General features: G+C 36.1%; 15 protein-coding genes and 1 pseudogene. 13 read left to right on the top strand and 3 right to left on the bottom strand.

All coding sequences use genetic code 11. The features are described from left to right. Positions 1 to 14: 14 nt before the first annotated feature. Positions 15 to 1049 carry an EndoU domain-containing protein gene (locus KQI49_RS18940; protein ID WP_371817581.1) on the bottom strand — a complete coding sequence of 345 codons (1035 nt, stop codon included), beginning with the start codon at positions 1047 to 1049 and terminating at the stop codon, positions 15 to 17. A gap of 51 nt (positions 1050 to 1100) precedes the next feature. Continuing rightward, a pseudogene (locus tag KQI49_RS18645) lies at positions 1101 to 1682 on the bottom strand (T7SS effector LXG polymorphic toxin); the annotation flags it as partial. A 591-nt stretch (positions 1683 to 2273) separates the two neighbouring features. Between KQI49_RS18645 and KQI49_RS15395 the strand changes: the two are divergent. The 5 genes from KQI49_RS15395 (at position 2274) to KQI49_RS18945 (ending at position 4634) form a co-directional block, all read left to right on the top strand. Further along, positions 2274 to 2642 carry a hypothetical protein gene (locus KQI49_RS15395; protein WP_216490396.1) on the top strand — a complete coding sequence of 123 codons (369 nt, stop codon included), beginning with the start codon at positions 2274 to 2276 and terminating at the stop codon, positions 2640 to 2642. Positions 2643 to 2823: 181 nt separating this feature from the next. Then, positions 2824 to 3357 (top strand): T6SS immunity protein Tdi1 domain-containing protein, encoded by a 534-nt coding sequence (locus KQI49_RS15400; RefSeq protein ID WP_216490397.1) that lies wholly within the window; start codon positions 2824 to 2826, stop codon positions 3355 to 3357. A gap of 96 nt (positions 3358 to 3453) precedes the next feature. Continuing rightward, positions 3454 to 3702, top strand: coding sequence for a hypothetical protein (locus KQI49_RS18650; protein WP_253286865.1), 249 nt, complete (start codon positions 3454 to 3456; stop codon positions 3700 to 3702). After that, positions 3665 to 3871 (top strand): hypothetical protein, encoded by a 207-nt coding sequence (locus KQI49_RS15405; protein ID WP_253286866.1) that lies wholly within the window; start codon positions 3665 to 3667, stop codon positions 3869 to 3871. The genes KQI49_RS18650 and KQI49_RS15405 overlap by 38 nt, the downstream gene beginning before the upstream one ends. Positions 3872 to 4088: 217 nt before the next feature. After that, entirely contained in the window at positions 4089 to 4634 is a 546-nt protein-coding gene (locus KQI49_RS18945; protein WP_483887806.1) for a PoNe immunity protein domain-containing protein, read from the top strand. 200 nt (positions 4635 to 4834) lie between these two features. On the opposite strand, the gene KQI49_RS15415 is transcribed toward KQI49_RS18945, so the two are convergent. Further along, positions 4835 to 8248: a glycoside hydrolase family 84 protein gene (locus KQI49_RS15415; RefSeq protein WP_216490398.1), complete on the bottom strand. Its 3414-nt coding sequence runs from the start codon at positions 8246 to 8248 to the stop codon at positions 4835 to 4837. Between the two features lie 1173 nt (positions 8249 to 9421). Here KQI49_RS15415 and KQI49_RS15420 point away from each other — a divergent pair. From KQI49_RS15420 to KQI49_RS15455, 8 genes are all read left to right on the top strand, one after another. Beyond that, the gene (locus KQI49_RS15420; protein WP_216490399.1) at positions 9422 to 12316 is read left to right on the top strand and encodes a beta-N-acetylglucosaminidase domain-containing protein; all 2895 of its coding nucleotides are present in this window, start codon (positions 9422 to 9424) and stop codon (positions 12314 to 12316) included. Positions 12317 to 12420: 104 nt separating this feature from the next. Then, positions 12421 to 14421, top strand: a complete 2001-nt coding sequence (locus tag KQI49_RS15425) for a beta-N-acetylhexosaminidase (RefSeq protein ID WP_216490400.1) — start codon at positions 12421 to 12423, stop codon at positions 14419 to 14421. Between the two features lie 476 nt (positions 14422 to 14897). Further along, complete coding sequence (locus KQI49_RS15430) at positions 14898 to 17954, top strand: endo-beta-N-acetylglucosaminidase (RefSeq protein WP_216490401.1); 3057 nt, start codon at positions 14898 to 14900, stop codon at positions 17952 to 17954. A gap of 270 nt (positions 17955 to 18224) precedes the next feature. Further along, complete coding sequence (locus tag KQI49_RS15435) at positions 18225 to 19454, top strand: ROK family protein (protein ID WP_216490402.1); 1230 nt, start codon at positions 18225 to 18227, stop codon at positions 19452 to 19454. Between the two features lie 133 nt (positions 19455 to 19587). Then, complete coding sequence (locus tag KQI49_RS15440; RefSeq protein WP_216490403.1) at positions 19588 to 20934, top strand: extracellular solute-binding protein; 1347 nt, start codon at positions 19588 to 19590, stop codon at positions 20932 to 20934. 125 nt (positions 20935 to 21059) lie between these two features. Then, the gene (locus tag KQI49_RS15445) at positions 21060 to 21872 is read left to right on the top strand and encodes a carbohydrate ABC transporter permease (protein ID WP_216490422.1); all 813 of its coding nucleotides are present in this window, start codon (positions 21060 to 21062) and stop codon (positions 21870 to 21872) included. Between the two features lie 13 nt (positions 21873 to 21885). Further along, positions 21886 to 22713 (top strand): carbohydrate ABC transporter permease, encoded by an 828-nt coding sequence (locus tag KQI49_RS15450; RefSeq protein ID WP_216490404.1) that lies wholly within the window; start codon positions 21886 to 21888, stop codon positions 22711 to 22713. Between the two features lie 57 nt (positions 22714 to 22770). Next, on the top strand, positions 22771 to 25479 hold the full coding sequence (locus tag KQI49_RS15455) for an alpha-mannosidase (RefSeq protein ID WP_216490405.1): 2709 nt from the start codon (positions 22771 to 22773) through the stop codon (positions 25477 to 25479). The last annotated feature ends 10 nt before the right edge of the window (positions 25480 to 25489 follow it).

Raw genomic sequence — 25489 nt, forward strand, 5'->3', positions numbered from 1 at the left:
AACACTCCAAAAAATTATTTTTCGTAAATAGGGAAGGCTGTAGCAATTGTACCGTCTTTATTTACATACATTTGTATACGCATTCCATTAGATAAAGTCCCTTCATACTTATTATTACCAATTCGATGTTTATTTTCATAAGCTTCATGAATGGCTTTTAAAACGTCAGTTCTATCCCAGTTTTCGGGAAAAAAACTAGACGGCAAACGTTTTTCTTTTCCATTAATAACCACCCTTGCCCTATAAACCCCATTTTTATCAGGTTGGGTTTTGGTATCTTTAATAATTTTTCCACCCATCATACTTTCATGATGATAACCCACAGCCTTTTTCCTTTTATTTACTTCACCTAAAAAGATGTGTCCCATTGAGTTATCATTATAGATACGGGTTTTATTTCCTCCATCAGCAATCTTCTTCGCCGACATCATCATCTGATCTCTCAGATGAACCCCATCAACTACATTATAAGGAACAGGGCCGACAGTTGCTAGTTGATGTTGTGGTCCATAGGGAAACAAGTTAGGCATTTGAATGTTGGATGCTTTGTTCGTTGCATTTTTCACGCTTTCTTTGGCGGCTTTTGTAACGTTAGAACCTACTCGAGTTGATTTTACCGCATTTCCAGCGCCTTTTGTACCTAAAATGGTTCCGAGAGTATAGGTCACCCAATGGGAGCGGCTTTCGGCATCACCATTAATCATGTCTCGGGTAAATGATTCGGCAATGGCGTTGCTCATATATTTTCCAGTTTCCACTGGATGAAGCACCATATGTTCCATTGATTGATACGTTTGGATAGGGTGGCGCACCATTTGGTAGGCGCCCGTTGCTGTATCGACAACCATATCAACTCCACCCCTAAAGCCACCTTTGATGGACCGGCCGGTTGTTTTTAATCCGGAAATAAAAAAGTTGTCTTTTTTCTCGGCACTCTCTAATGACACACGTTCTGTGATAGGGCGGTCGTTCCTTTGCTTCAAAATTTCCTGTTTCTCTGCAAAATCTTTTTCATCTAAATAGGTTTGAATTTCATTATAAGCCTTCATATTTTCAATTTTTACTGGATTATAAGATGATACTGATAGATCAGCGCTTTTGAACTTGGCATTTAGATCTGTAATATACTGTTTCATTGTTTTAATGCGACCTAATATAGGTTCTAGTGCACGAACTTGAGAATCGTCTAATTCATAAAGTTCTTCAACAACATCATTGACTTTGTCTTTCCCTTGACGAACACTCTCAATGACTTCAGATTCATCAATTTTAGTAATAGGGACGATATCATGCACACTTTCTATGATACTATTAGCATCATCGGTGAGTTCAATTGTTTTACTTTCTACTTCATCAAATCCGTCTTTTACGTCACTTTGCAAATATTCTTCTTTGACTATACCACTGGGATTGGATTCAAACGAGTCTACAGCTTCATTCATTTGTGTCAGCACATCGCTGAATTCTTGGAGGGAATCTTAGAAGTATTCAAGGAAAGGAAGATGACAATCCTGATAGTATGAGCGAATGGCTTCACCACCCTGACCTTTTAATTCATCATCTAACGAGCTGAAGTTTAGGACGGATTTTTCAATGGTCTGTAGTTGTTCTGTTAGATTTTCAATATCAGACTTGGTTTGATTAACCCCTGTCTGTAAGTTTTCAACATCTAATGACTTCAATATTAGTCCCTCCTTGGCGTAAGCATGTCATCAAGTATTTATGTAGGGATATCTAGGGTAAATTTTACAGTTATAAATATTGTACTTGAACTTATTAATTGATGGTAGTGTACTTAGTACCGATTTATTGGAAGGGATATTCATCTGTTAGGCATAAAGTCTTGTGGGATATGGAGCGTTGGGAATAATTGTCATGCTTTTTTTGAATCATTCGATAGCTAGAGATATGAGGGCATTTCCTTTTTAAAGTAATTTGGTAGAAGTATGAGGATAATTCTTATGCCCCCCTCACATTACTTTATTCCTGCTTCTAAGGGAATGAGAAGGAGTTTCAGTCTAATTCTTTTGATTCATTTGGGAAAATTAGATTTACAATTAAAGTAAGCGTGATAAACTAAATTTATTTATATAAAAATTTGTTTAAAAAGTCTGATTAAAAATGATGCTTCGTCTAGAGGACCTTCTGCTAAAACCGACAACGTCCTTTGGGCAACATAGAAGTCGTCACTACCCGCGAGAAATTCATTAAAATCATTAAATGTAAAATCCTCACATTTTTATGATAATAAAAAGAAAATGGATTTAACTTTATTGGGTGTGGAAGATTTTGAATATATCCTTAGTCCAATAGGGACGGGAAATATTGTATTGGAAAAGTTGGATCTTGGAATAGAAATAAATGATGTTGTAATTATTTTATCCTTTGATGAAGTTTTAGGTGATATTGTAATAAATTTTCCCGAAAGTGAAGTTTTATCTAACGAATATGAGGAAATTCAAAGGAAATTACTTGATATAATAACGTATACAATGAATCTTAAGGAAAAATACAATATACCTAAAGTGATTTTTGGCTATGAACCTGCTACAAGTCCAGATAGCATGTTATTGAAACTTACCAATAACATGGTGAATTATGAAAAAGAAATAGATAAATTAATTCAATCCCTTTCTGTGTGAATATTCCAACTTAGTTAAATAATATTAAAAAATAGGTAAAAACTCAAATGAATCTGATTACATCACTGACTAACTTTATTAATCTTGATAACAGTGGATTAAGAGGTACCCTAACATCCATCCAAGATCTTCATAATAAGCTCATAGTTTAAGTGTAAAATTACTAAAATGGAGGAAAAGTATGATTAATGACTTTAATTTAGAAAATAAACCCTCTACAAAAGTATTAAAGAAATATGAAGATTTCCTTCCAGAAGAAATAATAACACTTTGGAAGGATAATGGTTTTGGTACTTTTATGAATGGTTATTTTAAAATAGTTAATTCGGAAAATTATCAAGATATATTACAAACAACAAGCAGAAGATATAAAGATGGTGTTGTATTATTAATAACAGCAATGGGGGATTTAATTATTTGGGCGGACGGTTATGTCAGAATATTAAAATACCGATTTGGCAGATTGTCGACGCTTATGCCTAATTTTAAATTTTTCTTTAGTAGTCTAGAATCAAATAAATTTAAAGATAATTATCTAAAATGGCAACCCTATCCAGAAGCAGTTCAAAAATACGGTGAACCAGCCTATGATGAATGCTTCGGTTACGTTCCTTTACTAGGGTTAGGTGGTCCAGAAAAAGTTGAAAATCTTCAAAAGGTAAAATTAAAGGAACATATCCTCCTCATATCGGAGTTTATGGGGCCGATTAAATAAAATAACTTGATAAAATCACAGCCATTGTCACTGATCAAAGATTGTGATTTTATTTATTGCAAATTTTATATTGGAGAGACTGGGGCAGGAAAGAGCGTGGCTATCATTTCCAACGCTCGATCTCAACAACGTGCTGCCATAGAGTCAGTTGAAAACGGTGAGGTTGCTTTAAAAACAAATAAGCAAAAAGGTAATTACGGCGAAATGAAAATGGATGATTATTTTGAGAGTCAAGGTTATGAGCGAATCAGTAATGATCGAGTAACCGGCTTAGATGACAAACTATCCAAAGGGATTGATGGTGTTTATGAAAATGCCAATCCTCCGCCGAAAACAGATGGGTGATGGTTGGATAAATGGCGGTAATTCTGGAATGAGACTAGAATCTGCTGAGGGTATTGATAAAGCAGATGATATATTGCTTGAAGGTTATGAGCGATTTGTAATAAATGTGCTCTCAGACGGTAAAGTAGTAAGAAAAAAAGTTAATGAAGTGGGAAATTTAGACAAATAAATTCGTCATATTTTAAGCGATTATTTGTAGGAAAGTTAATAACAAAGGGAGAAGTATATTATATGAGGGACAAATTAAAAAGCAATCAATATTTTTTAGAATACATTTATCAACAAAAGGATCGAACAATAACTTTCAGTTTAAGATTAATGAAGGGCAAGTTCCCTCTGAAAGAATTCCATTAGTTATCGAAAAAATTGACTCTCTAAACTTTCAAGTGTTAATTGCTAAGTATTCATGGGGCACTCCAGTAGAAGAACTTATCCCTGAGTACGAGAGACTTGCTGCTAATATGCCAAATGTATGGAATCAAAAATCAGGATATATTGATATGTTGTGGATGGTATCGATTGGAATCATGCTAGAGATTGACAACGATATATTCAGTATATTAAATAAGTTAGTGGAAGAATCAGAGCTAGATGATTACCTTTTGAAATATTTGTTTAATTCGAGGGATTGTGAGGTTGATACTATAGAAGGAAACTTCTTGTTTGAAACTCCCTATAAATATTTAAGTAACGTTATTACTGAAGATAAAAATACAGGTCAAAAAAACCTTAAATATTATCTAGAACATAAATGGTATCAGGGTCATGAGGACACTAGTTGGCATGACATTCACAAAGAAGAACAACGATTATATTACGGCTATTGGAGTTTCGAAAGCGGAGCGTTAGCTCAAATCCTTAGACTAGATGATAGTAGTTTAAAAGACACGACCTATTATCCATACGATATGGTCCATTATCAAGACAAATAAAATATATAACAAATCATATCATCACATAAATAAGCCGCTTTAACGCTTATAATGTGATGTTTTTTAATAATGCAGTTAATCGGGAGCTTAGAATCTAATCTATACCCCGTTTTTAAATAAATTCTTGTGTTTTGTACTGTCTAAACATTGATGGCATCCCTCCAGTGAATAAAACAAGCACTGGAGGGATGCTACTTATGCTATTGCCACTTTTCTATTAAAATATCAGCGTGACGAATTAATGTTTTTGCCGCTTTCTTATCCATTTGTCCATCTTCTTGATATTTATTAACTAATTGTTTCATCCCTTTCATGTGATTTACTGCTTTGCTGTATGATTCAGTTTTAACAAAATGATCGATTGAGGTCAGGTGTGTCTGTAGTAGGCGTACAGCAGACCCGTCTACATTTCCCTCATCTGCATAGTGATCTACCAATGATTTTATACCTTGAATGGTTGATTCGACATTGCCAAAGTCATTTACCTTGTCAATCGTGACTTGGTAGATGAATGGAATATTTCCATTTTCCCATTCTATTTTCACATCTAGTACTGTGTCTATGTCTGTTAAATCAAAGTAGTTATATCCGGATTCTGTTGTACCAATTTCTTTCCAACCTTGTAACGTTCGTACAGACAGTTTGCTATGGGATACATTTAATGGATCCTCTAAAAGTGTGATTCCATCTATATCTTTTTTTGCTTCGCCAACGTGAAAAAGGATTTCACCAGCATCATTATTAGCAGGCTTGAATATGGTATCAAGCTTTCCGTCCGAAATTTTTTCTACATTATTCCCTTTGTTAACATCTGCTGTCGTGGTGATGGTAGGATCATTAATTTCAGGGAAGTATTCCCCACCATTGATTTCAATTTCATGCATTCGAAGCCAGTTCCCTGTACCTTCTTTTGTTCGAGTGACGCGGAATCGTAGGTATTTTGCTTCTTGGTTGATATCGGAAACTTCCTCTGAACGATAGTCTCCTTCATCTTTAGTGAAAACATCTTCTATACAATCGTCATCGGTAACTTCACCTTCGTTTGGACCGTCTTGGTTTCCGAGCGCCATTGCTGTATGCCATTCATTGCCGTCTAACGATGTTTCAATAACAGCATGGCGAGGATAATCTTGGTCATTTTGATCTACATATACTTTTAAACTGTCAAGATCAATTGTTTGTCCCAGATTATAAGTAATAAATTGTCCTTCTTGTTGAGACTCTGCAAACCAAGTATAGGTTGCTAATTCACCATCTAAAACATTTAGTGCCTCAGATTCATGTAAATCGACATTTTTATCCACTACCGAAATCGGTTCCACCTCGTTTGATTGGACTTTGAACGTATCAAAAAGGAAGGAAATCGGCTTAGTTGTTTTGTTGACCAATCGAACATATCTGGCATCAGCAGGATTTTTAGAATCATCGACTTCTTCCCATTCAATCCCATTTAATGACGTTTCAAGTATTAATCCCTCCGTCATTGTTGCCTCAATCATGGACAAATCCTTGATTCTACTAAGTTTTAAGCCGATATAGTCATTTCTGTCTAACTTCATACTTAGAGTTTCATCAATGGATGTAATATCGATTTTCTCATTGATTGACAGATTTTTATAATCGTCTACATTGGTAAATACTTTGGCATCAGAAACTGTTGAACTCATGTCCAATAATTTTTCCATGTTTTGTGTTACTTTTTCCTGCAATTCATCTGTAAACGGTTGCAACCGTTTACCCGCTGGTTTGGCTTTTACGTTTCCTTCTCCTTTAAGCATTGGGCGATTATAATTCAAACTTTGTTTTCTTAAGGAGGATGCTTTGGTAATCATGTTCCAAGCCTTTTCCTTATCACCATCTTCAATAGCAAGCTCTGCCTGTAGAAACTGCTTGTTCGCAAGCACCATATCACGTAAAGCGTTTATAAAAGGTTCCAGTTCCTCTCTTAATTTTTTATTTTTTGATTTCTCCATAAATTTATCGCCAGCATCAGCAATAATCTGCAATTCATCCATCAATTCAGGAGCGATAACTCCAATTGCTTTATCATTATCAAGGTTGGATATTATTTCATCCATTAAATCTTTGATGTTTTCACTTTCGTCAGCTGGCATCCCGACTGCAGGGTCTGCATGTGCCATATGTTTGGCTAATGTATAAAATTCCTCTGTAGCATCAATTTCAATATATTTCATGCTGTCTTCCCAGCTCTGCGAAGCGTCAAATGTTTCTGTATTCCATGCATAATCGGCAATGGCGAAAATTGAAATTTTTGAGGCTTCAGCTTCCTGCATCGGATTTGTCACCACACCGGCAAGATTTTTAATACCTGGTTCAAGCATATCTCCTTTTCCGAGGAAAACACGTGTCATATCAACATCATTGACCGGCCAGTTCAGCCAAAAAAGTGGGTCCCGGCGCTCAACGCCATTATTGTCTCGATGTTTGAAGCGGTCGATGGTATACTGTTCAACCGGACCTACAGTGCTTTCGCCAGTCCAAAGAATGTGGATGTTGTCGGCAAAATATTTTTCGAGTTTATTTAATTCCTTACCGCCGTCCCACGCCCAACCTGAGTTATAAGCAGCAGGGGTGTAAATAGTATCTCTGATATCTCCTTTTTCATCAGCCCACTCAGAGACAGAATCCATTAATTCGACCACATAATCAAGTGGGAGTGCACCAACGTCGTCACCGAGTACTCCAAACTGCCTTACACCTGCATCATATAATTGTTCAAACTTAGTAAGCATTTTTTCTGTGTTTTCTTCAAGCAATTCCATGGCAGCATCATCACCTTCTTTCTGAGCGATCTCGGCAACCTCTCCTAACGGTGAAATCGACCAGACGAAATGTGTCTTGTTTTTTCGTCCAACTTCCGCCATGTCACTTATCTCGTCCAATTTATCCTCTGGGTAGGGTTCATCCCACTTTGCCCTATGATAAGGATCATCTTTAGGTGCAAAAATATAGGACGTCGTCTTGAATTGTCCACCGAATTCCATTAATGATTTTCGATCATCATTACTCCATGGAATCCCGTAAAATCCTTCGATGAATCCCCGAACTTCCGTATTAGCATAATCCTTAATTGTAAGGTTTTGGATTGTATTACTGTTGCTCTGGTTCAGAATGGCATCCAATGAAACTAATCCATAAAAAGCCGCATCCGTATCTTTTCCAATAACAGTAATGGATTCGTTTTCAATTTCTAATAGATGAGCATCTGTTTTGTCAAAATTCATATCATTGTCAATATCAGCATGTTGAGCAGCCGAGCCGTTTGAATCGTTTGTTCCAACAAAAATAGTGACTTTATCATCTGAAGGTTCCGTAGTTATTTCAGGTGTTGACAAGTCGTTGTCTTCAAAAATTTTGGTGACTTTGTTTTTTGTTACATCATCGATTGTGTCATCATAGATAACTTGAAATTCGTTATTAAGAGAAAGCTCTCCTTCGTTATACTCCAAGCTGTGTGGCGTTGGATAAATTTCATACTCCTCATCAGAGCTCTTCGCCTCAGCGCTTGCAGTTGATGATGCGAATTGATTTGATGCCAGACTAACGAGTAAAATGGCAATCAAAGGTAAATAGAGTAGCTGTCGTTTCTTCATCGCCCATGTCTCCTTCTTTTTGTATTTTTAAATAAAGTTCGAAAAGATAACTTTAATGAAAAGCTCAGTCTTTATCCACCTCCTTAAGGTTTTCTTTAACGGAATATTGTTGTGTTTTTTTGGCCGTTAACATCTTCCCCTCTGATACGCGTCCTTACGTGATTTTTAAATTTAAAAATAAAAGGCATAATGATAACAATGCACAGGATTTACTTCTCCCATTTGCATTATTTCATTATGCCTGATCGCATCAGTCACATATGATCAATATTCCTGATTTTTTCTATGACTCTCTATTCAAGTATAGTAGATGATAATAATAAAAGGTGTCGAATTTTGTCGAATAAGTTTGCGATCCCTGAAAATGAGTATAAAGTAATGTTTATATCGAATTATCCCGGTCATAAAGTACGACGTTTAGTTGAGTATTCAAACTAACAGTTAACGTCCGCAATTTAAGAGATGAATCTCATATGACTGTTCCGCATAAAAGAAAGTGTAACTATATGGGAACTAATCCCCCCTTAAAATATTTCTATATAGGGAAAGGTATTATGGTAATTAACAAAGAATGAAAATAAAGAAACAGTTCTTTTCAGGTTCCCGCTAGATAAAATCAATTTATTCAATCAATCATAGTGACATTTATGATGAAATAATAAATTCTGCACGAGTAGTAAGAAAGTTCCTAAGATTACATGAACAGAACTTTGTGCCTATTGTTGCTGAAGATTAGATGTGATAATCTAGATATAATTTCACATACATCACATGTTACTAATCTGATTAGGCATGGTGGTATAGTAGAAGGACTAAACTCCTTTCTTGTTACCCCATGTCTTTTTTTATTGTTTTAATATCAGTAACCTGTGAATAAGTGTGGAAAAATATGATTTTAAAATTATATTTTTGGGAGGTGAGAAAGCGCCAACAATTATGTTAGGTAAATTCGTAGTTATTTCAGGTAAGACAGAATAAATAAGTATTTTAATTCAACTCTATATTTTCTCTTTTCTAATTTAGATGGCTCTTGTGCCGATTCCTGGTGGGAAAAAGAAGAAAAGGAAAAAGATCACGACCGTACTTTCTATGACGAATGACATTTCACTACATTTAGTAAAATGAATGCATTTATTTAATTAATCAAATATTTTAGGAGGGTTTTATTCAGTTATGCGAAAGCGAATAATAATCACAATATCATTATTAATATTTGCATGTATAGGAACCATTGGAAAGCCACTTGTTACAAACGCTGAGGAAACTGAACCAAATGTAACGACTAAACAAAGTGTAAAAGACAAATTAGTTCCATTACCTCGTGAAATAAGTGTTAATGACGGCACATTAGAGATGACTGAACGTGTCAATATTTTAGGACAAGAATCTGCAGATAAAGATGCCTTAGCAGTTTTAAGAGAATTTTTAATGGGTCATGGCATTGAAGTGAATGAGGAATTTAATGAAACATCTACCACAATAGCTTTAGGTGAAGAGGGACACCTTGCACCTGATGTGAAAAAAATGGAGGGTGAACTCACGACCTTAAACAATTCAGATATAGGTGCTGAGGGATATGTGTTGAACATCGAATCTGAAGCCAATGAGTTAAGTCAGGGTGGTACTATTTTTCTAAAAGGAAAAGATGGTGACGGTACCTTTTATGGAATAAAGACACTTATCCAATTAGCTGAAAAAGATGATGATTTACTCACCTTTGAAAACATAAACATCACGGATGAACCGTCCATGAGTGTTAGAGGTATCATTGAAGGCTTTTATGGTAGTCCTTGGGATCAAGAAGACCGACTCGACCAGATTAACTTTTATGGTGATTATAAGATGAACACTTATATTTATGCACCAAAAGATGATCCATACCATCGTGAAAAATGGCGTGAACCCTATCCAGAAAGTGAAATGGATCGGATGGAAGAGTTGATAGAAACTGCCAACGAAAATAAGGTCGACTTTATATTTGCCATTTCCCCTGGGATAGATATACGTTTTGATGGTGAAGCTGGTGAAGAAGATTTTCAAGCTTTAATCGAGAAAAGTGAGTCACTTTATGATATGGGCGTACGTGACTTCGCCATCTTGTTTGACGATATCGATAATAAAAATGGTGTTAAACACGGCGAATTATTAAATCGATTCAATGAAGAATTCATAAAAGAAAAAGATGATGTTAACCCACTAATAACAGTGCCAACAGAATACGATACACTTGCGATGGGTGGAGAAATTAATGATTTAAATCCCTATACGAAATCCCTTTCAGAAACCCTTGATGACGATATAATTGTAATGTGGACAGGACAAGTTGTCGTATCAGAATCACTTCCTTTTGAAAACGTTGAGTTTATGCAGGAAGTATATGGTGACAACATTGGAATCTGGTGGAATTATCCAGTAACCGACTATTTAACATCAAAACTTGCTCTTGGTCCAATTGTTGAAGTAGATAAAGGACTTGAGGGAGAACTCGATTTCTTTACAATGAATCCCATGGAACATGCCAATTTGTCTAAAATTACTTTAGCGACAGGCGCTGATTATTCCTGGAATATTCCAGAATATGACTCCGACCGATCATGGAATCGTTCTATTGAACTTTTGTTTGATGACCTTGCTGATGAAATGAAAATATTTGCGGACCATTCTTCACGTATGACTGGCCCTTGGAGTGTTGGACGCAAGGATGCTGAAGATGTTCAGGAAACGATCGATGACTTTTGGATTAAAGTTTCAAAAGGACAGGATGCAACAAAAGAAATAAACCTATTAGAAAAAGAATTTACTGACATGATCAATGCATCTGAAACCTTAAAAGCAGAGTTGCCTCAAGAAATTCTAAATGAATCAGAAAAAAACCTGGACAAGCTGAAATTACTCGGTGAAAATGCTCAATTAGCTATAAATTTAATCAAAGCTAAAGTAGATAAAGAGAATGAAGATTATGATGAATTGAAGGAAGAACTTGAAGCTAATCTACCAGCTTTAAATAGTGGTGCCAGGGTATCAGAAGACACTGTACTGGCATTTATTAAAGATGCTATCGAGTTTGACACCATGCCAGTCGTTTCGTTTGATGTTTCTAAGACATTGATTGCTCCTGGAGAAGAAATAGAATTTACAAGTACGAGTTCATTGACTACAGAAGAGCTAGAATGGACATTTGAAGGGGCGGCCGTTGAAACAAGCACGGAGGAAAATCCTAAAGTTGTTTATGATAAAGAAGGTATATATACAGTAAAACTAGTAGGTAATAACTCACTTGGAGAAGATCAAGTTATTAAAGAAGAATTTATTACGGTTACAAATCTTGCTAAATATGAAACAACTAACCTTGCATTAAATAAGGATGCTACAGCATCAAGTGCCTGTGCTCCCACAGAAGGGCCGGAAAATGCAGTTGATGGTAGCACTTGGACGAAATGGTGTGCGAATGGAGAAGGTCCTCATACGTTAACCGTAGATTTGGGAAGCACTAACTTAGTCAGTGAAATTGTCATTAAGCATGCTGAAGAAGGTGGAGAACCAGTGGGTTCAAATACAGCTGCATATCGTGTGTTGATTAGTGATGATGGTGAAAACTTTGAAGAGCTAGTTAAAGTAACGGGTAATGAAAGCGGCATTACAAAAGATCAAGTTCCAGTTACAAAAGGACAATATGTCCGTCTCATTGTTGATGAACCAACACAAGGTGATGATAATGCTGCACGTATCTATGAGCTTGAAGTAAATGGTCTAGAGGGAGATGTGGAATTACCTCCTAAATACGATCCAGAAACACCAGAACCTGTAGAGGATGCTGCTGAACTCAAAGATCTTGTGCAAGAAATGGGTGATGAAGGCGATATCGAATCAGAAGCTGTCCAACATTTATCCACCCATTTGGAATCCGTAAGCCATTACGAAAATAAAGGATCAGCTGACAAAGTCGTTAAGCATATGGAAGGTTTCAAAGTATTGCTTGACTATCATAAAGAACAAGGCCTGATTGATGAAAATGCGTACGAATTACTTAATAAACATGCTGATTATTTAATTGAAAAGTGGTTATGATATTCTAAAAACATAGAGTTTCCAGCCATTTAGCTGGAAACTCAACTTGTGCACTGATGAAACAAAAGGATACTTAAGACACTATGTAATTGGAGGGGAATTTTTTGAAAAAGGTAATCGTAATCTTGTTATCAACTTTAATGATTTTATCAACTTTTGTCAGTCCGGCTTTTGCAAGGGAATCAAAATTAACGAATGATGAATTAGCTAGTCTAGCGCTACCAATTGTTCAATCATATGAAGCTGACTCAAATTATTCAACATGGACAATGGATGAAACAACTAGATTTGTCATTCCAGATACAGAAGAATACAAAGAGAATGATAGACTTAAGGAAGTTGTAGAACTTGTATCAGCTGAGTTTTTTGAAAAGGAACTTCCAACAAACTCAGAAATTGAAAAAGTATATGCTAAGGAATCAGAGATTACATCTAAAGATATCGTCGTTATCTTAGATGAAAACAGTGAAATTACTGAAGAAAGTGTTAGTGATGAGGCTTATAAGATTGAAATTGGAGAAGATGGTGTGAACATAGTAGCTGCATCCGAAACGGCTGCTCTATATGCTTTACGCACAATCCAACATATCATGATTACGAATGATAATCGTTTAGCGTCTGGAACAATCATTGATTATCCTGAATTAGAGGAACGTAGGGTCCATATTGATATGGCAAGAAAATATATTACTAAGGATTGGATAATTCAACATATTAGAGAAATGTCTTATTTTAAAATGAATGCCATTCAGTTACATTTTTCAGAGAATATGGGCTTTAGAATTGAAAGTGACACAGATCCGGAAATAGTGTCGGAAGATGGTTATTTAACGAAAGATGAAATAAGAGAAATTTTAGCAGAAGCTAAGAAGTATGGCGTTAAGGTCATCCCATCACTCGATACACCAGGCCATACGGAACATATCTTAAAAGTTCATCCTGAGTTTGGGCAAGTCGATATAAATGGGAATCATAGCGATGTTGCGCTAGACGTGACAAACCCTGAAGCAGTAGATTATGTAAAAAGCCTTTACAGTGAATATATGGAGTTATTTGAAGACAGTACGGACTTCCATATCGGCGCAGATGAGTATATGGAATTTGACAGAGACCCGTTTATTTCAGATTACAAGCCGGTTCTAGATGAATATGCGCAAGAAACGTTAGGTGAAGACTATATATGGAAGGACACAATGGCTAATTATATTAATGATATAGCGGAACATGTCCATAAAGCTGGATTTAAACCGAGAATTTTTAATGATGCTATTTACTATGGAGAGGAAGATAAAAACAACTGGGAACCAGACGAACCAAAGCAGAAGATAGAAATGCATGATTATATTGGTATCGATTTCTGGTCACAAATGTCTTGGAATAAGAGTATTGCACCACTTAGTACATTTGTAGAAAGAGGACATGAGAATATATATAATTTAAACTCCGGATTCTTCTATTACGTGTTGAGAAATGATAAGCCAGATGATGGACGTGAACAGCATTCGTTTGACTATTTGGATCAAGATAAAAGGATTTATGAAGAATGGACACCAGGTAAGTTCGCTGATAATACTGTAGATGATGATTCATCATTCATTAAAGGTGCATCATTAGCTATATGGAACGATAATCCAGATTTAGTTGGTGAGGATGTTATTACTGAAGATATCGCTAAAGAGTTGCGTTCCTTAGCAACAAAGTCTTGGAATACATCAAGCAATGATGTGGCAGATATCGATCAATTTAGAGCAAACTATGCAGAACTAGAAAACGTTGCTGGCTTTGAGAAAGGTAGTGAGTTGCCTGATGTTGATCCTGTTAAACCCATAGAACCAGAACTCGCGGAAAATGCCGCTGAACTAAAAGAACTCGCGCAACAAATGGCAGATGAAGGTAATGTCGACCCAGCAGCTGTTCAACATTTGACCACCCATTTGGAATCAGTAAATCATTATGAAAATAAAGGGTCTGCTGATAAAGTACTTAAACATTTGGAAGGCTTCCACGATTTGCTAGACTATTACAATAAGCAAGGGTTGATTGGTGACGAAGCATTCGAAGAGCTTAGTAATCAAACAAATCATTTAATTGAATTGTGGAAGTAATTGCATGTTAAGTTTTTGACAAGTATTGATACATGCTGGAAACTTAGCTGTACAAAAAGATATTACACTTACCATGAGCACGGTGCAGATGGACCTTTGAATGTTTTGTAGGTCCATCTGCTTTCTTTATTATCGGTAATGTGTCAATCATTTAATTTGTTTCGTTTCATAGTAGTAAACACCTAGGTCATAAGGTGCAATGTTTTCTAAAAAAACAAAATCTTCTTTACTGTAGGCTGTAGGTTATGATATACTTTCATCTGAACTTCTTAAATGCGATTTAATAAGTGGGTGTATTGGTACCTGCTTTATATTTTAAAGTGTTTGTAAACGCTTTATTAATTGATTGTTATTAAACTACATTTAAGAAGTTTCACTATAAAAAGATAGGAGGAAAGTTTTTCTATTTTTATGTGATCAGTTAAGTTGTCCAAAAATACTATTTGCTAAATTTAAATAGTCAAAGGAGAATCTTTATGTTAAAAAAGAAAAATGGTATTTATTACATGATGATTAGCACGATTGCATTGTTGATGTTGTCAACCTTATCACTGCCTATAAGTGTTCTCGCTGAAGAAAATGAAGACGATGTCATTAATGAACGATACCAAGATGAATTAAGTTTACAGCCAGTGGCTCCGGCTTTTAGTGTTGAGTCACTTTTGGAGTGGTCACCTGAAGATGATCCAGACGCTGAATTAAATCAGGCGAGTGTTCCGTTAAATGAAAAGCGATTTAAAGGACATCAAGTAAATCCACTGGCACATCCGGAAGTAGGTATTACATCAGCAGCTATAACGATACCGGATCATGATTTATCAAGTTCAGTAGGCAGTAATGATTTTAATACTTACGCTTTTGATAACTGGCAATTACTAGATTCATATATTTACTGGCCAGGCGCTCCTAATAAAGAAGGGGTCTTTGCATTGCCTTCACCCGATATTGTCGATGCTGCTCATCGAAATGGCGTTCCAGTCTATGCTTCATTGGGTTTTCCATGGGGCCCTGGATCACCAGAAACCTTGGCTGAAATTGAAGCATTTACAGAACAAGCCGAAGACGGATCGTTTCCGGTTGCGGATAAAATGATAGATGTAGCTGAGTATTATGGTTTTGATGGTTATTTTTTCAACCAAGAAACTTATGGTGTTAGTAAAGAAACAGCTGTACGTATGAATGAGATGATGAGATATATAAAACGTAACTCAGACTTACGTATTAATTGGTATGATTCACAATCCAATGATGGCGATGTTTCATACCAAGATGCAGTAAACGATAAAAATGATATGTATGTTGAACGAGCAGATGATGGTGTTTACGCTGTTGATGAGTTCTTTTTAAATTATAATTGGAATGTCGATAAAATTAATACAACTGTTTCAACGATGAAAAAGCATGAGCACTCACCATATAATGCTTATGCAGGATTTGAATTACAGCAGAATTCCTATAATACAAAAGTTAATACAGATGCATTACTAGACAATCAAGGACAATCTAAAGTTTCTCTAGCTTTGTACACGCCTAATTCGACAATGGGAATGGCAGAGGATCCAGCTGATTTTCATAACCAAGAAAATTATCTATGGACCGGTCCACAAGGGGATCCATCAATAGCAGATGACTCAGAAGATTGGAAGGGCATGGCTCGATTTGCTACGGATTCATCAGTTATCCAAAATAAGCCATTTGTAAGTAATTTTAACAGTGGGCATGGAAAAAAATACTATGCTGATGGTAAGGAAGTGAGCACACAAGAATGGAATAATCGTTCCGTCCAAGATATTATGCCAACATGGCGCTGGTGGATTAGAGGCGAAGGTAGTAAATTAAATGGTGAATATGATTTTGATAAAGCTTATAATGGTGGAAATTCTTTGAAATTCACTGGAAACCTTGATGAAAACTCTGAGAATGACATTATGTTATATAGCACAAAACTTTCGATAACAGATTCAACTAAAGTACGTTTAGTGTATCAAAATAAACCTGGTGCTGATATTTCACTAGGTGTAGCTTATGGTGAGGATTACTCTAAAGAGAATATGACGTATTATCCGCTTACTGATTCAAAGAAGGACTGGGAAGTCATAGAACTTGATTTAGGTGATGATGCGGGTAAAACGGCTTATGGACTTAGCTTAAGGGTTGAAAATCAAGGTGAAGTAGAAGATTATGCAATTAATTTAGGACAAGTTTCTATTTATGATGAGGAAAGTCCTGAGTTAGCAGTTAAAGAAGCGAAAGTAGAAGAAAAAATGTTAAAGGCAGCGGACAATGCTGAAGCACGTTTAAGCTGGACTCCAGAGGAAGACGCCCTGCATTATGAAGTTTATCAAGAAAATGCACAAGGAGATAAGAAACTTCTAGGAGTTACTCCAAACAATCACTTTTATACACCAAATATTTCTAGAACGAGTGAGAATGCGTCTAATGATAACATGACAACACTTAAAGTGGTACCAATTAATCATACATTTGAACGCGGAAAAGCAGTGAAAGTTGATTTTGATTGGGGGATGGATGTTAATGCAACAGAATATGATCAAAGTCCACCATCTCCGAATGTTGCTTTAAATGCCGAAGTTTTAGATGTTTCATCTGAGAATCCCGCTGAATCAGCATCTAAAGCTTTAGATGGTTCATCAAGTACGAAGTGGGCAGCGACTGACATGCAAGAAGGCTACTTAACCATCGATATTGGGGAAGAAAAGACTATTAGACGCTGGAGAGTAGAACATGCTGAATCAGGTGGAGAAGAAAAAGATATGAATACCATCGATTTTGAACTTTTATACAAAGATGAAAGCGGTAATTGGGTTAGTGCAGAACGAATAGAAGATAACGAAGAAGCGGTAACAGATATTGTTTTGGAAGACCCTGTTACAGCAAGTGAATTTAAATTGCAAATTCATAATAGTGGTGCGTCACCTTGGGGAGCTATACGTATTTATGAATGGCAACTATTTGAAAGTGATAAATTACCTAAGACCGAAAATGTGATGATGCATTTTGCGTCCGCTGAAAATAATGAAGGTGCAAATGATAAAGTTACTATTAAAAATGTAGAAAAAGATCAGATTGTAAGATTATACGATACATTAGAATCACAAACTCCTTTAAAAGAAAAGGTAGCGAAAGAAGCCGGCACGGTCACCTTCGATAACTTAGACTTTGGTAATGAAGCTGGAAGAATTTATTACACAGTTCAAACACCAGAAGTGGATGAAAGTCTAAAATATAGTGTTAGCTATTTAAGTGAGGAACTAACTGTGTCCGACCTAAAATTATCAGTCTATCAATGGGATCTTAAAAGAGGGTTAGCAGATAGTGAGACCCTACGCACATTAAAAATGCATTTAACGGCTGTTGAACATTATGAAAAATTGGGAAAAGCTGACAAGGTGGCTAAACATTTGGATGGATTTAAAACATTACTAGATCATCAGCTGGAAAACGATACAATTACAAAAAAAGCTTTCGAATCACTCAAAACAAACACAAATAAAGTTATCGTAAATTTATAGGAATTATGGAAGAGAGGCTGAGACATAAGTGTATTACTTAATTTTGTCTTAGCCTCTACTTTCTAATATTAAATTCGTGTCTGACATTGTAAGTGCATACAAAAGTTTATTTACAATTTCTAAAACGAGTGATATAATGCAATTAACTTATTAAAAGCATTTTAATAAGACGAAGATAAATGCTTCTAAACTTAATGATTACTTGTTTAATAGTCGCTTTCATAGCTATACTTATTATAAACGTTAAAAAAAGTTAAAGGAAAATGTGACATGAAAAAAAATGAGCATTGGAATACAGATCAAATAAGACAATATAATCGATCATTGGTCTTGAAAATGATTTATAAAGAGGGTCCAGTGTCAAAAGCTGAAATATCCAAAAAAAGTGAGTTAACTTTCGCGACGATTGGTAACATTACTTCAGAATTATTGGAAATCAAGGCTATTCGAGAATCGGGCTATGGTAAATCAAATGGTGGCAGAAGACCTGTTCTGTATGAGTTTAATTGGGATAATTATTATGTTATCGCTTTAGATATTGGGGTGACCCAAATTTCGGCGGCTCTCGTTAATTTTAAGGGAAATATTTATAAACAATACAACACGAATATGGCGGACTTTTCAATGAATATCAATTTGATTGAAAGGGTTTACGGCGTTGTTGATCAATTGATATCTCAGACAGATTTATCATTATCTAAAATTGTTGGAATTGGTGTATCTGCACCAGGACCAATTGATGAAGATGATGGAAAAATATTAACGCCTCCCAATTTGCAAGGTGTAAAGAACGTTAGTATCAAAGAATTATTAGAGCAACGTTATCATTTAACAACAATATTAGAGAAGGATGCCAATGCAGCGGCCTTAGCTGAGCAATGGTTTGGAAGCGTTCACTCGAAAGAAAATATTCTTTATATTTTCGCTGACCAAGGTATTGGCGGAGGAATTATTATAGATTCACGCATTTTTCGAGGCTTTAAAAATGGCGCTGGTGAAATCGGTCATATGTCAATCGATATTGATGGCCCAAGATGTAATTGTGGGAATTTCGGGTGTTTGGAGTCGTTGGCCTCTGGAATAGCATTGGTAAAAAGAGTTAAACAGGAAATTCATCGTGGAGCGAAAAGTTCATTATCAGACCTTTATTTAAACCATGAAGAATCCTTAACCTTAGAAACAATCGTTGAACATTGTAAAAAAGGAGATCTATTAGCTGAAAGTATAATTGATGAAATGGGGCGTTATTTAGGAATAGGAGTAACCAATGCAATAAACTTCTTTGCTCCAACCATGGTTATTTTTGGTGGACAAATGATTGAATTAAATCCCGAAACCATTCAAGTCACGGAGGAAATTGCCAAAGACAGAGGATTTTCAACATATTCAAACGATATTAAGTTTATCAAGTCAAGTTTTGGCAAACAATCCAGTTTGATGGGGGCAGCATCTATCATACAGCAAAAAATATTTGATTATCCCGAGAATACACTTATTTAAAGTAAGCGAGATACCTGTAATGATACGCAGGAATGCTAATGGAAAGATACTTTACTGAGGAGGTGGTGCTTTACATAAGCGATGCCATTTTAACTCATTTGAATCTGTTTAAAATTAGAAGGGAGAGAAGAAAATGAGAATTTGGAATAAACGTCTATTATTTATGGTGATTTTACTTGTTGCAGCTTTTTCACTTGTTGCTTGTGGAGGGAATGACGGGGCTGGCGAAGACGCTGACGGAGGTGATAAGACACTGGAATTGATTTATCAGGCTCCGGATGATGCATTTGCTTCATGGATAGATAAAGTTAAGGAAGAGTTTGAAGAAGAACATGAAGGGGTCAATGTTAAAATTACTGCAGTAGATGCTGACGAAGGAGATTATCCAAACAAGAAAATATTGATGATGAAATCCGAAAAAACAGCACCGGACATTGTGATGGAAGATACTGAGGCACTTAAACCTGACGCTGCTGCCGGATATTTAGAACCAATGACCGAAGATTTAGAAGACTGGTCCGATTGGGATCATTTCTATGATCCTGTAAAAGAAGGTGTTACAGGTAACGATGGTGAATTATATGGCATTCCTATTTCTACTGACGTTAGAGGGCTTTGGTATAATAAAAATGTTTTAGAAAATGCTGGTATTGATGTTCCTTGGGAACCAGAAACTTGGGACGATGTTCTTGATGCCGCAACAGCCATCAAAGATGATGTAGAGGTACCTTTCTGGATAAACTCTGGAAAAGCTATGGGAGAAGGGACAACGATGCAAACATTCCTCCCGCTTCTATATGGAACTGATAGTGATCTATATGATGAAGAAGATGAAAAGTGGATTGTGGAAAGTAATGGATTCTTGGATACATTGAAATTTATTGATGACGTTTACAATGATGATCTTGGTGCTAGCTTGAGCTGGGCAATCACTGGACAAGCAGGAGCAAAAATCTCAACTGAATTAATGCCTAAAGAAGAGGTAGGTATTGCACTTGATGGTAATTGGATGCCAGGAAATTGGGGTGAGGATGGAAACGCACCTTGGCCAGAGTGGGAAGATGCTATTGATTTAGCTCCTTTACCGACCCAGAATGGACAAGAGCCTGGACACTCAACGGTATCCGGTGGATGGGCATTATCTGTTCCTGAAAAGGCTGCCAACAAAGATTTGGCAATAGAATTTATTAAACTAGCAACGAGTGAAGATAATTTAAGATATGGTACACAGCTAACGCCGCGAGAGGACATAGCTGAACTTGATGAATATAATCAATTAACATATCAGGAAAAGATGACAAACTTCCTAGAATTCACTAACTATCGTCCGACTTATGACGAATACCCAGAAATTTCTTCTAATATTCAGGATGCAGCAGAAGCCGTGACAACTGGAAGTATGACTCCGGAAGAGGCTATGAAGGAATTTAAAGAAGCGGTTCAACGTGATGTTGGTGAAGAAAATACTAAAAAAGAATAAATACTCATGCTAAAGGGTCATCCTGCGATGACCCTATTAAAGAGGTGTAAAACTTGGCACAAAAAACGTTAAATAAAAGCCCATATTTGAAGGCATTACTTTTTGGCTCCCCGGCTATTATTTTGATGCTTATTTTTGTAATAGGCCCTATTGTTATGACGATTCTTTTTTCTTTTACAGATATTGCTTTAACAGGTGCAGCGGCAAAGGATGTAAGTTTTGTCGGATTCGATAACTTTGTGAGGATGTTCAAAGATCCAAATTTCAAAACGAGTATTTTTAATACGATTATTTTCCTAGTTGGTTCAGCACTTATTGGCCAACAGGTCGTAGGTTTTCTAGTTGCATTTTTAATGAAAGGCAAAGCGAAACCTTTTAGAAGTGCTGTTGGCCTACTTGTGCTTGCTGGATGGATTACCCCAGAAATTGTAGTGGCCTTCGTATGGTTCGCATTTTTAAGCGATGATGGAACATTAAACACAATACTAGGGTTTGCTGGGATGGAACCTGTTGCATGGTTACTTAACTTTCCAATGATTAGCGTTATCTTTGTCAATATTTGGCATGGAGCAGCCTTTTGTATGTTGATGTATCAGGCAGCACTGGATGATATCCCTGAAGAAGTTGAAGAAGCAGCGAAGATAGACGGCGCTAATTCATGGCAACGTCTTTGGAGAATTACTCTGCCTATGATTAAAGGAGCAGCTGTAACGAATATGGTATTAGTAACCTTACAGACATTAGGCGTGTTTGGATTGATTTTTGCACTGACAGGTGGGGGACCTGGAACAAAATCAACGACATTACCATTATTTATGTATGACGAAGCCTTTGTTAATTATCAATTAGGATATGGAACCGCAATCTCTCTTGTACTACTCTTAATGGGTATTGTACTGAGCTTGCTTTACATTCGTTTTTTGAAATCTGAAGATTAAATGAGGGATTTATATGAGAATTAAAAAACAAATAACTGTTGCATTGCCCTATATAATCCTCTCAATTATTGGGATTATGTTTTTCATGCCATTACTCTGGATGATTTTTGCATCATTTGATGTGAATGCGACATTAGCTATTGAATTTCCTAAAGAATTTACATTTGATCACTGGACACAATTGTTTACAGATCCAGATATTTTACGAGCTTTTGCAATCGGTATTTTCCTATCGCTAGGATCCTCGATTGTCATTGTTGTTGTATCAGCTCTTGCTGCCTATCCATTATCAAGGTTCCATTTAAAACATAAAGATTCTATTATTCTATCAATCTTATTTTTATCTGGTTTGCCGATGGCGGCGATTATGGTTCCTGTGTATCAGTTGTTTGTCTTTTTTAACTTAAATGATTCATTGTGGGCGACTATGTTATTCATGGCAGCCTCAGCATTACCATATGGAATTTGGCTTATGAAGAACTTCATTGACTCGGTACCTATCACTTTGGAGGAATCCGCATGGATTGATGGCGCATCGGTGTTAGTGGGGTTGAGAAAAGTAGTAGCTCCCCTTATGAAACCGGGGATTTTCACGGTTTTAATTTTTACATTTACAGGTACTTGGGGAAACTTTTTTGTACCATTTATACTTATTCAGTCAGTTGATAAACTACCAGCTTCTGTGACAATCTTCCAGTTTTTCGGACAACACGGGATGGTTTTTTATGGCCAATTGGCAGCATTTTCTTTTGTGTATACAATTCCTGTGATCATACTTTATTTTGTTGGACAAAATTATATGTCTCAAGGATTTGGTCTTGGAGGAGCAACGAAAGGTTAATTTTGTTTACTAAAAACATAAATCATTTATTAATGTAGATATTTTGGAGGAAAAATAATGAACAACAATCAAACCATCCACATCATTTCCCATACCCATTGGGATAGGGAATGGTATTTGCCTTATGAAAAGCACCATATGTTGTTAATTAAACTAATGGATCAGCTTATTGAAACATTAGAGAATGATCCTAATTACAAGAGTTTTCATTTGGACGGACAAACAATTATACTAGATGACTATTTAGAAGTGCGTCCACATATGAAAGATAAATTAAAACAGTTAATAGAAAATGGACGGATTTACATTGGGCCATGGTATATTTTACAGGATGAATTCTTAACAAGTAGTGAAGCGAATATTCGTAATTTACAATATGGAATGAAAGATGCCCGTAACTGGGGTGGACTCTCAAAGCTTGGGTACTTCCCGGATTCATTCGGAAATATGGGGCAAGCTCCACAAATACTTAAACAAGCGGGGATACAGTATGCTGTATTTGGTCGTGGCGTAAAACCAACTGGCTTTAATAACATGGTTATAGACTCAGAGAATTTTGAATCACCCTATTCCGAAATGGTTTGGCGTTCACCGGATGGATCTTCTGTTAAGGGTATTTTATTTGCAAATTGGTATTGTAATGGTAATGAAATTCCTGTCAACAATGATGAAGCAAGGAATTATTGGGAACAAAACATTGAGAACTTAAGTAAATATGCTTCATCCCCACATATGTTAATGATGAATGGGTGTGACCATCAGCCGATTCAAACCGATTTATCTAAAGCTATTGAAACGGCAAACTCTTTATATCCTGATGTGACATTTAAGCATTCAAATTTCAATGACTATATTGAAGAACTTACAAAAACATTACCTGAAAATGTAAAGGAAATAAAAGGCGAACTTCGCAGTCAACAAACGGATGGATGGGGTACTTTAGTCAACACTGCATCTTCACGTATGTATTTAAAACAAATGAATCGAGAATGTGAAACATTATTAGAAAATGTTGCCGAACCTTTAGCCACTTTCGCTCATATCCTGGGAGCCGATTATCAGCATGATCATTTTGCATATGCTTGGAAAATTTTAATGCAGAACCACCCACATGATAGTATTTGCGGCTGTAGTGTCGATGAAGTTCACAGGGGGATGGTTACTCGTTTTGAAAATGCAAAACATGTGACTGAAACGATTATTGATGAAAATCTTGAAGTTATAACCTCTCAAATTGATACAGCTTGTTTTAAAGATAGTCAAGCTGATGCGCTTGCGTTTACAATTTTCAATACAAGTGGCTACAAACGTTCTGGAGTTGTATCCGTAGAATTAGATGTAAAACGTGAATATTTTTCAAAAGGAGTTAATAAGAAACAGTTGAAAGAGTTTCCGTTAGGTAATCGGGTCATCATTGACGATAAAGGCAATGAATACGGATGCCAAATAGAAGACTTAGGTATTTCATTTGGTTATGACTTGCCCGATGATAAATTTCGCCAACCTTATATGGCTCGCCGTGTTCGTATAGAGTTTGAAGCATTGGAAGTACCAATGCTAGGTTATAAGACATACGCCTTAATAAAAAAGAACGTAAAACAAGATCATGTATCATTGTTTAAAAATAAAAATGAAATAGAGAATAACTATTTCAATATAGTTATTGAATCCAATGGTTCATTGACCATAACAGATAAGCAAACTAAACGTCAGTATAAAGATTTTTGTTTATATGAGAATTCTGGCGATATTGGTAGTGAATATATGTACAAACAGCCTAACGGTGAAAAGACAATAACAACTAAGGACTTAACAGCTACAACTCGGATTATTGAAGATACTTCACTTAAAGCTGTTGTTGAAATAACCCATGAATGGGAGTTACCAAAAAGTGCTACCGACTTATTAGATCAGGAACAACAAGAGCTTGTTTGGTTCACAAAACGAAAAGCAACTCGCACTAAAGAGACAGTTCCTTTCATAATAAAAACGTTTGTTACGGTAACAAAAGATGATCAAGGAATTAATGTCGAATCAACGTTTAATAATCAGGCGAAAGACCATCGATTAAGGGTACTGTTCCCGACAGATATAAAAACAGATTCTCACAACGTTGATGCCATTTTTGAAGTAGCAAATCGTGACAATGTACCATCAAAAGAATGGACTAATCCTGATTACTCTCAACATCAACAGAAATTTGTTGCTTTAAGTAATAAAACGGAAGGTATTGCTATTTCTAATAAAGGTTTAAATGAATATGAGGTCTTAAGAGATTCACGGCAAACAATTGCAGTCACGCTGGTTCGTTCAGTTAGAGAAATGGGGGATTGGGGATATTTTCCGACTCCAGAAGCTCAGTGTCAAGGAGAGCAAAAAGCAGCATTTAGAATTTATCCATTTCAAGGTGACATGAATAAATACGAAGCATACCAAGATGCTTATCAATACCAAATTCCATGGATAGCCAAGCAAACAGGCATTCAAAAAGGAAAAGTAGCGTCAACACATTCATTTTTAGATTGGGGCGGTCCTAAGCTGGCATTTACTTCCTTGAAAGTAAATGAAGATACTCAAGATATTATGGCCCGTTGGTACAACATGTCAGACGTTGATGATTATCTTAAAGTATCTATGCCTAAAGAGAAGGCTAATGCTTATAAAAGTAATATTTTAGAGGAACAGAAAGGAAGTCTGGAACAAGGTGATATAGAGATAAACGCCAAGCAACATGAGATTATCACATTAGGTTTGAGATTGAAGTAAAAGCAATTGA

Source organism: Virgibacillus sp. MSJ-26 (assembly GCF_018918075.1).
Taxonomy (GTDB): Bacteria; Bacillota; Bacilli; order Bacillales; family Amphibacillaceae; genus MSJ-26.

Excerpts from the sequence above, each read along its gene's own strand:
- KQI49_RS15415 (WP_216490398.1), bottom strand. The coding sequence starts at position 8,248 with ATGAAGAAACGACAGCTACTCTATTTACCTTTGATTGCCATTTTACTC.
- KQI49_RS15435 (WP_216490402.1), top strand. The coding sequence starts at position 18,225 with ATGAAAAAAAATGAGCATTGGAATACAGATCAAATAAGACAATATAAT.
- KQI49_RS15400 (WP_216490397.1), top strand. The coding sequence starts at position 2,824 with ATGATTAATGACTTTAATTTAGAAAATAAACCCTCTACAAAAGTATTA.
- KQI49_RS18940 (WP_371817581.1), bottom strand. The coding sequence starts at position 1,049 with ATGAAGGCTTATAATGAAATTCAAACCTATTTAGATGAAAAAGATTTT.
- KQI49_RS15430 (WP_216490401.1), top strand. The coding sequence starts at position 14,898 with ATGTTAAAAAAGAAAAATGGTATTTATTACATGATGATTAGCACGATT.
- KQI49_RS15445 (WP_216490422.1), top strand. The coding sequence starts at position 21,060 with ATGCTTATTTTTGTAATAGGCCCTATTGTTATGACGATTCTTTTTTCT.
- KQI49_RS15455 (WP_216490405.1), top strand. The coding sequence starts at position 22,771 with ATGAACAACAATCAAACCATCCACATCATTTCCCATACCCATTGGGAT.
- KQI49_RS15420 (WP_216490399.1), top strand. The coding sequence starts at position 9,422 with ATGCGAAAGCGAATAATAATCACAATATCATTATTAATATTTGCATGT.
- KQI49_RS15440 (WP_216490403.1), top strand. The coding sequence starts at position 19,588 with ATGAGAATTTGGAATAAACGTCTATTATTTATGGTGATTTTACTTGTT.
- KQI49_RS15450 (WP_216490404.1), top strand. The coding sequence starts at position 21,886 with ATGAGAATTAAAAAACAAATAACTGTTGCATTGCCCTATATAATCCTC.
- KQI49_RS15405 (WP_253286866.1), top strand. The coding sequence starts at position 3,665 with ATGAAAATGCCAATCCTCCGCCGAAAACAGATGGGTGATGGTTGGATA.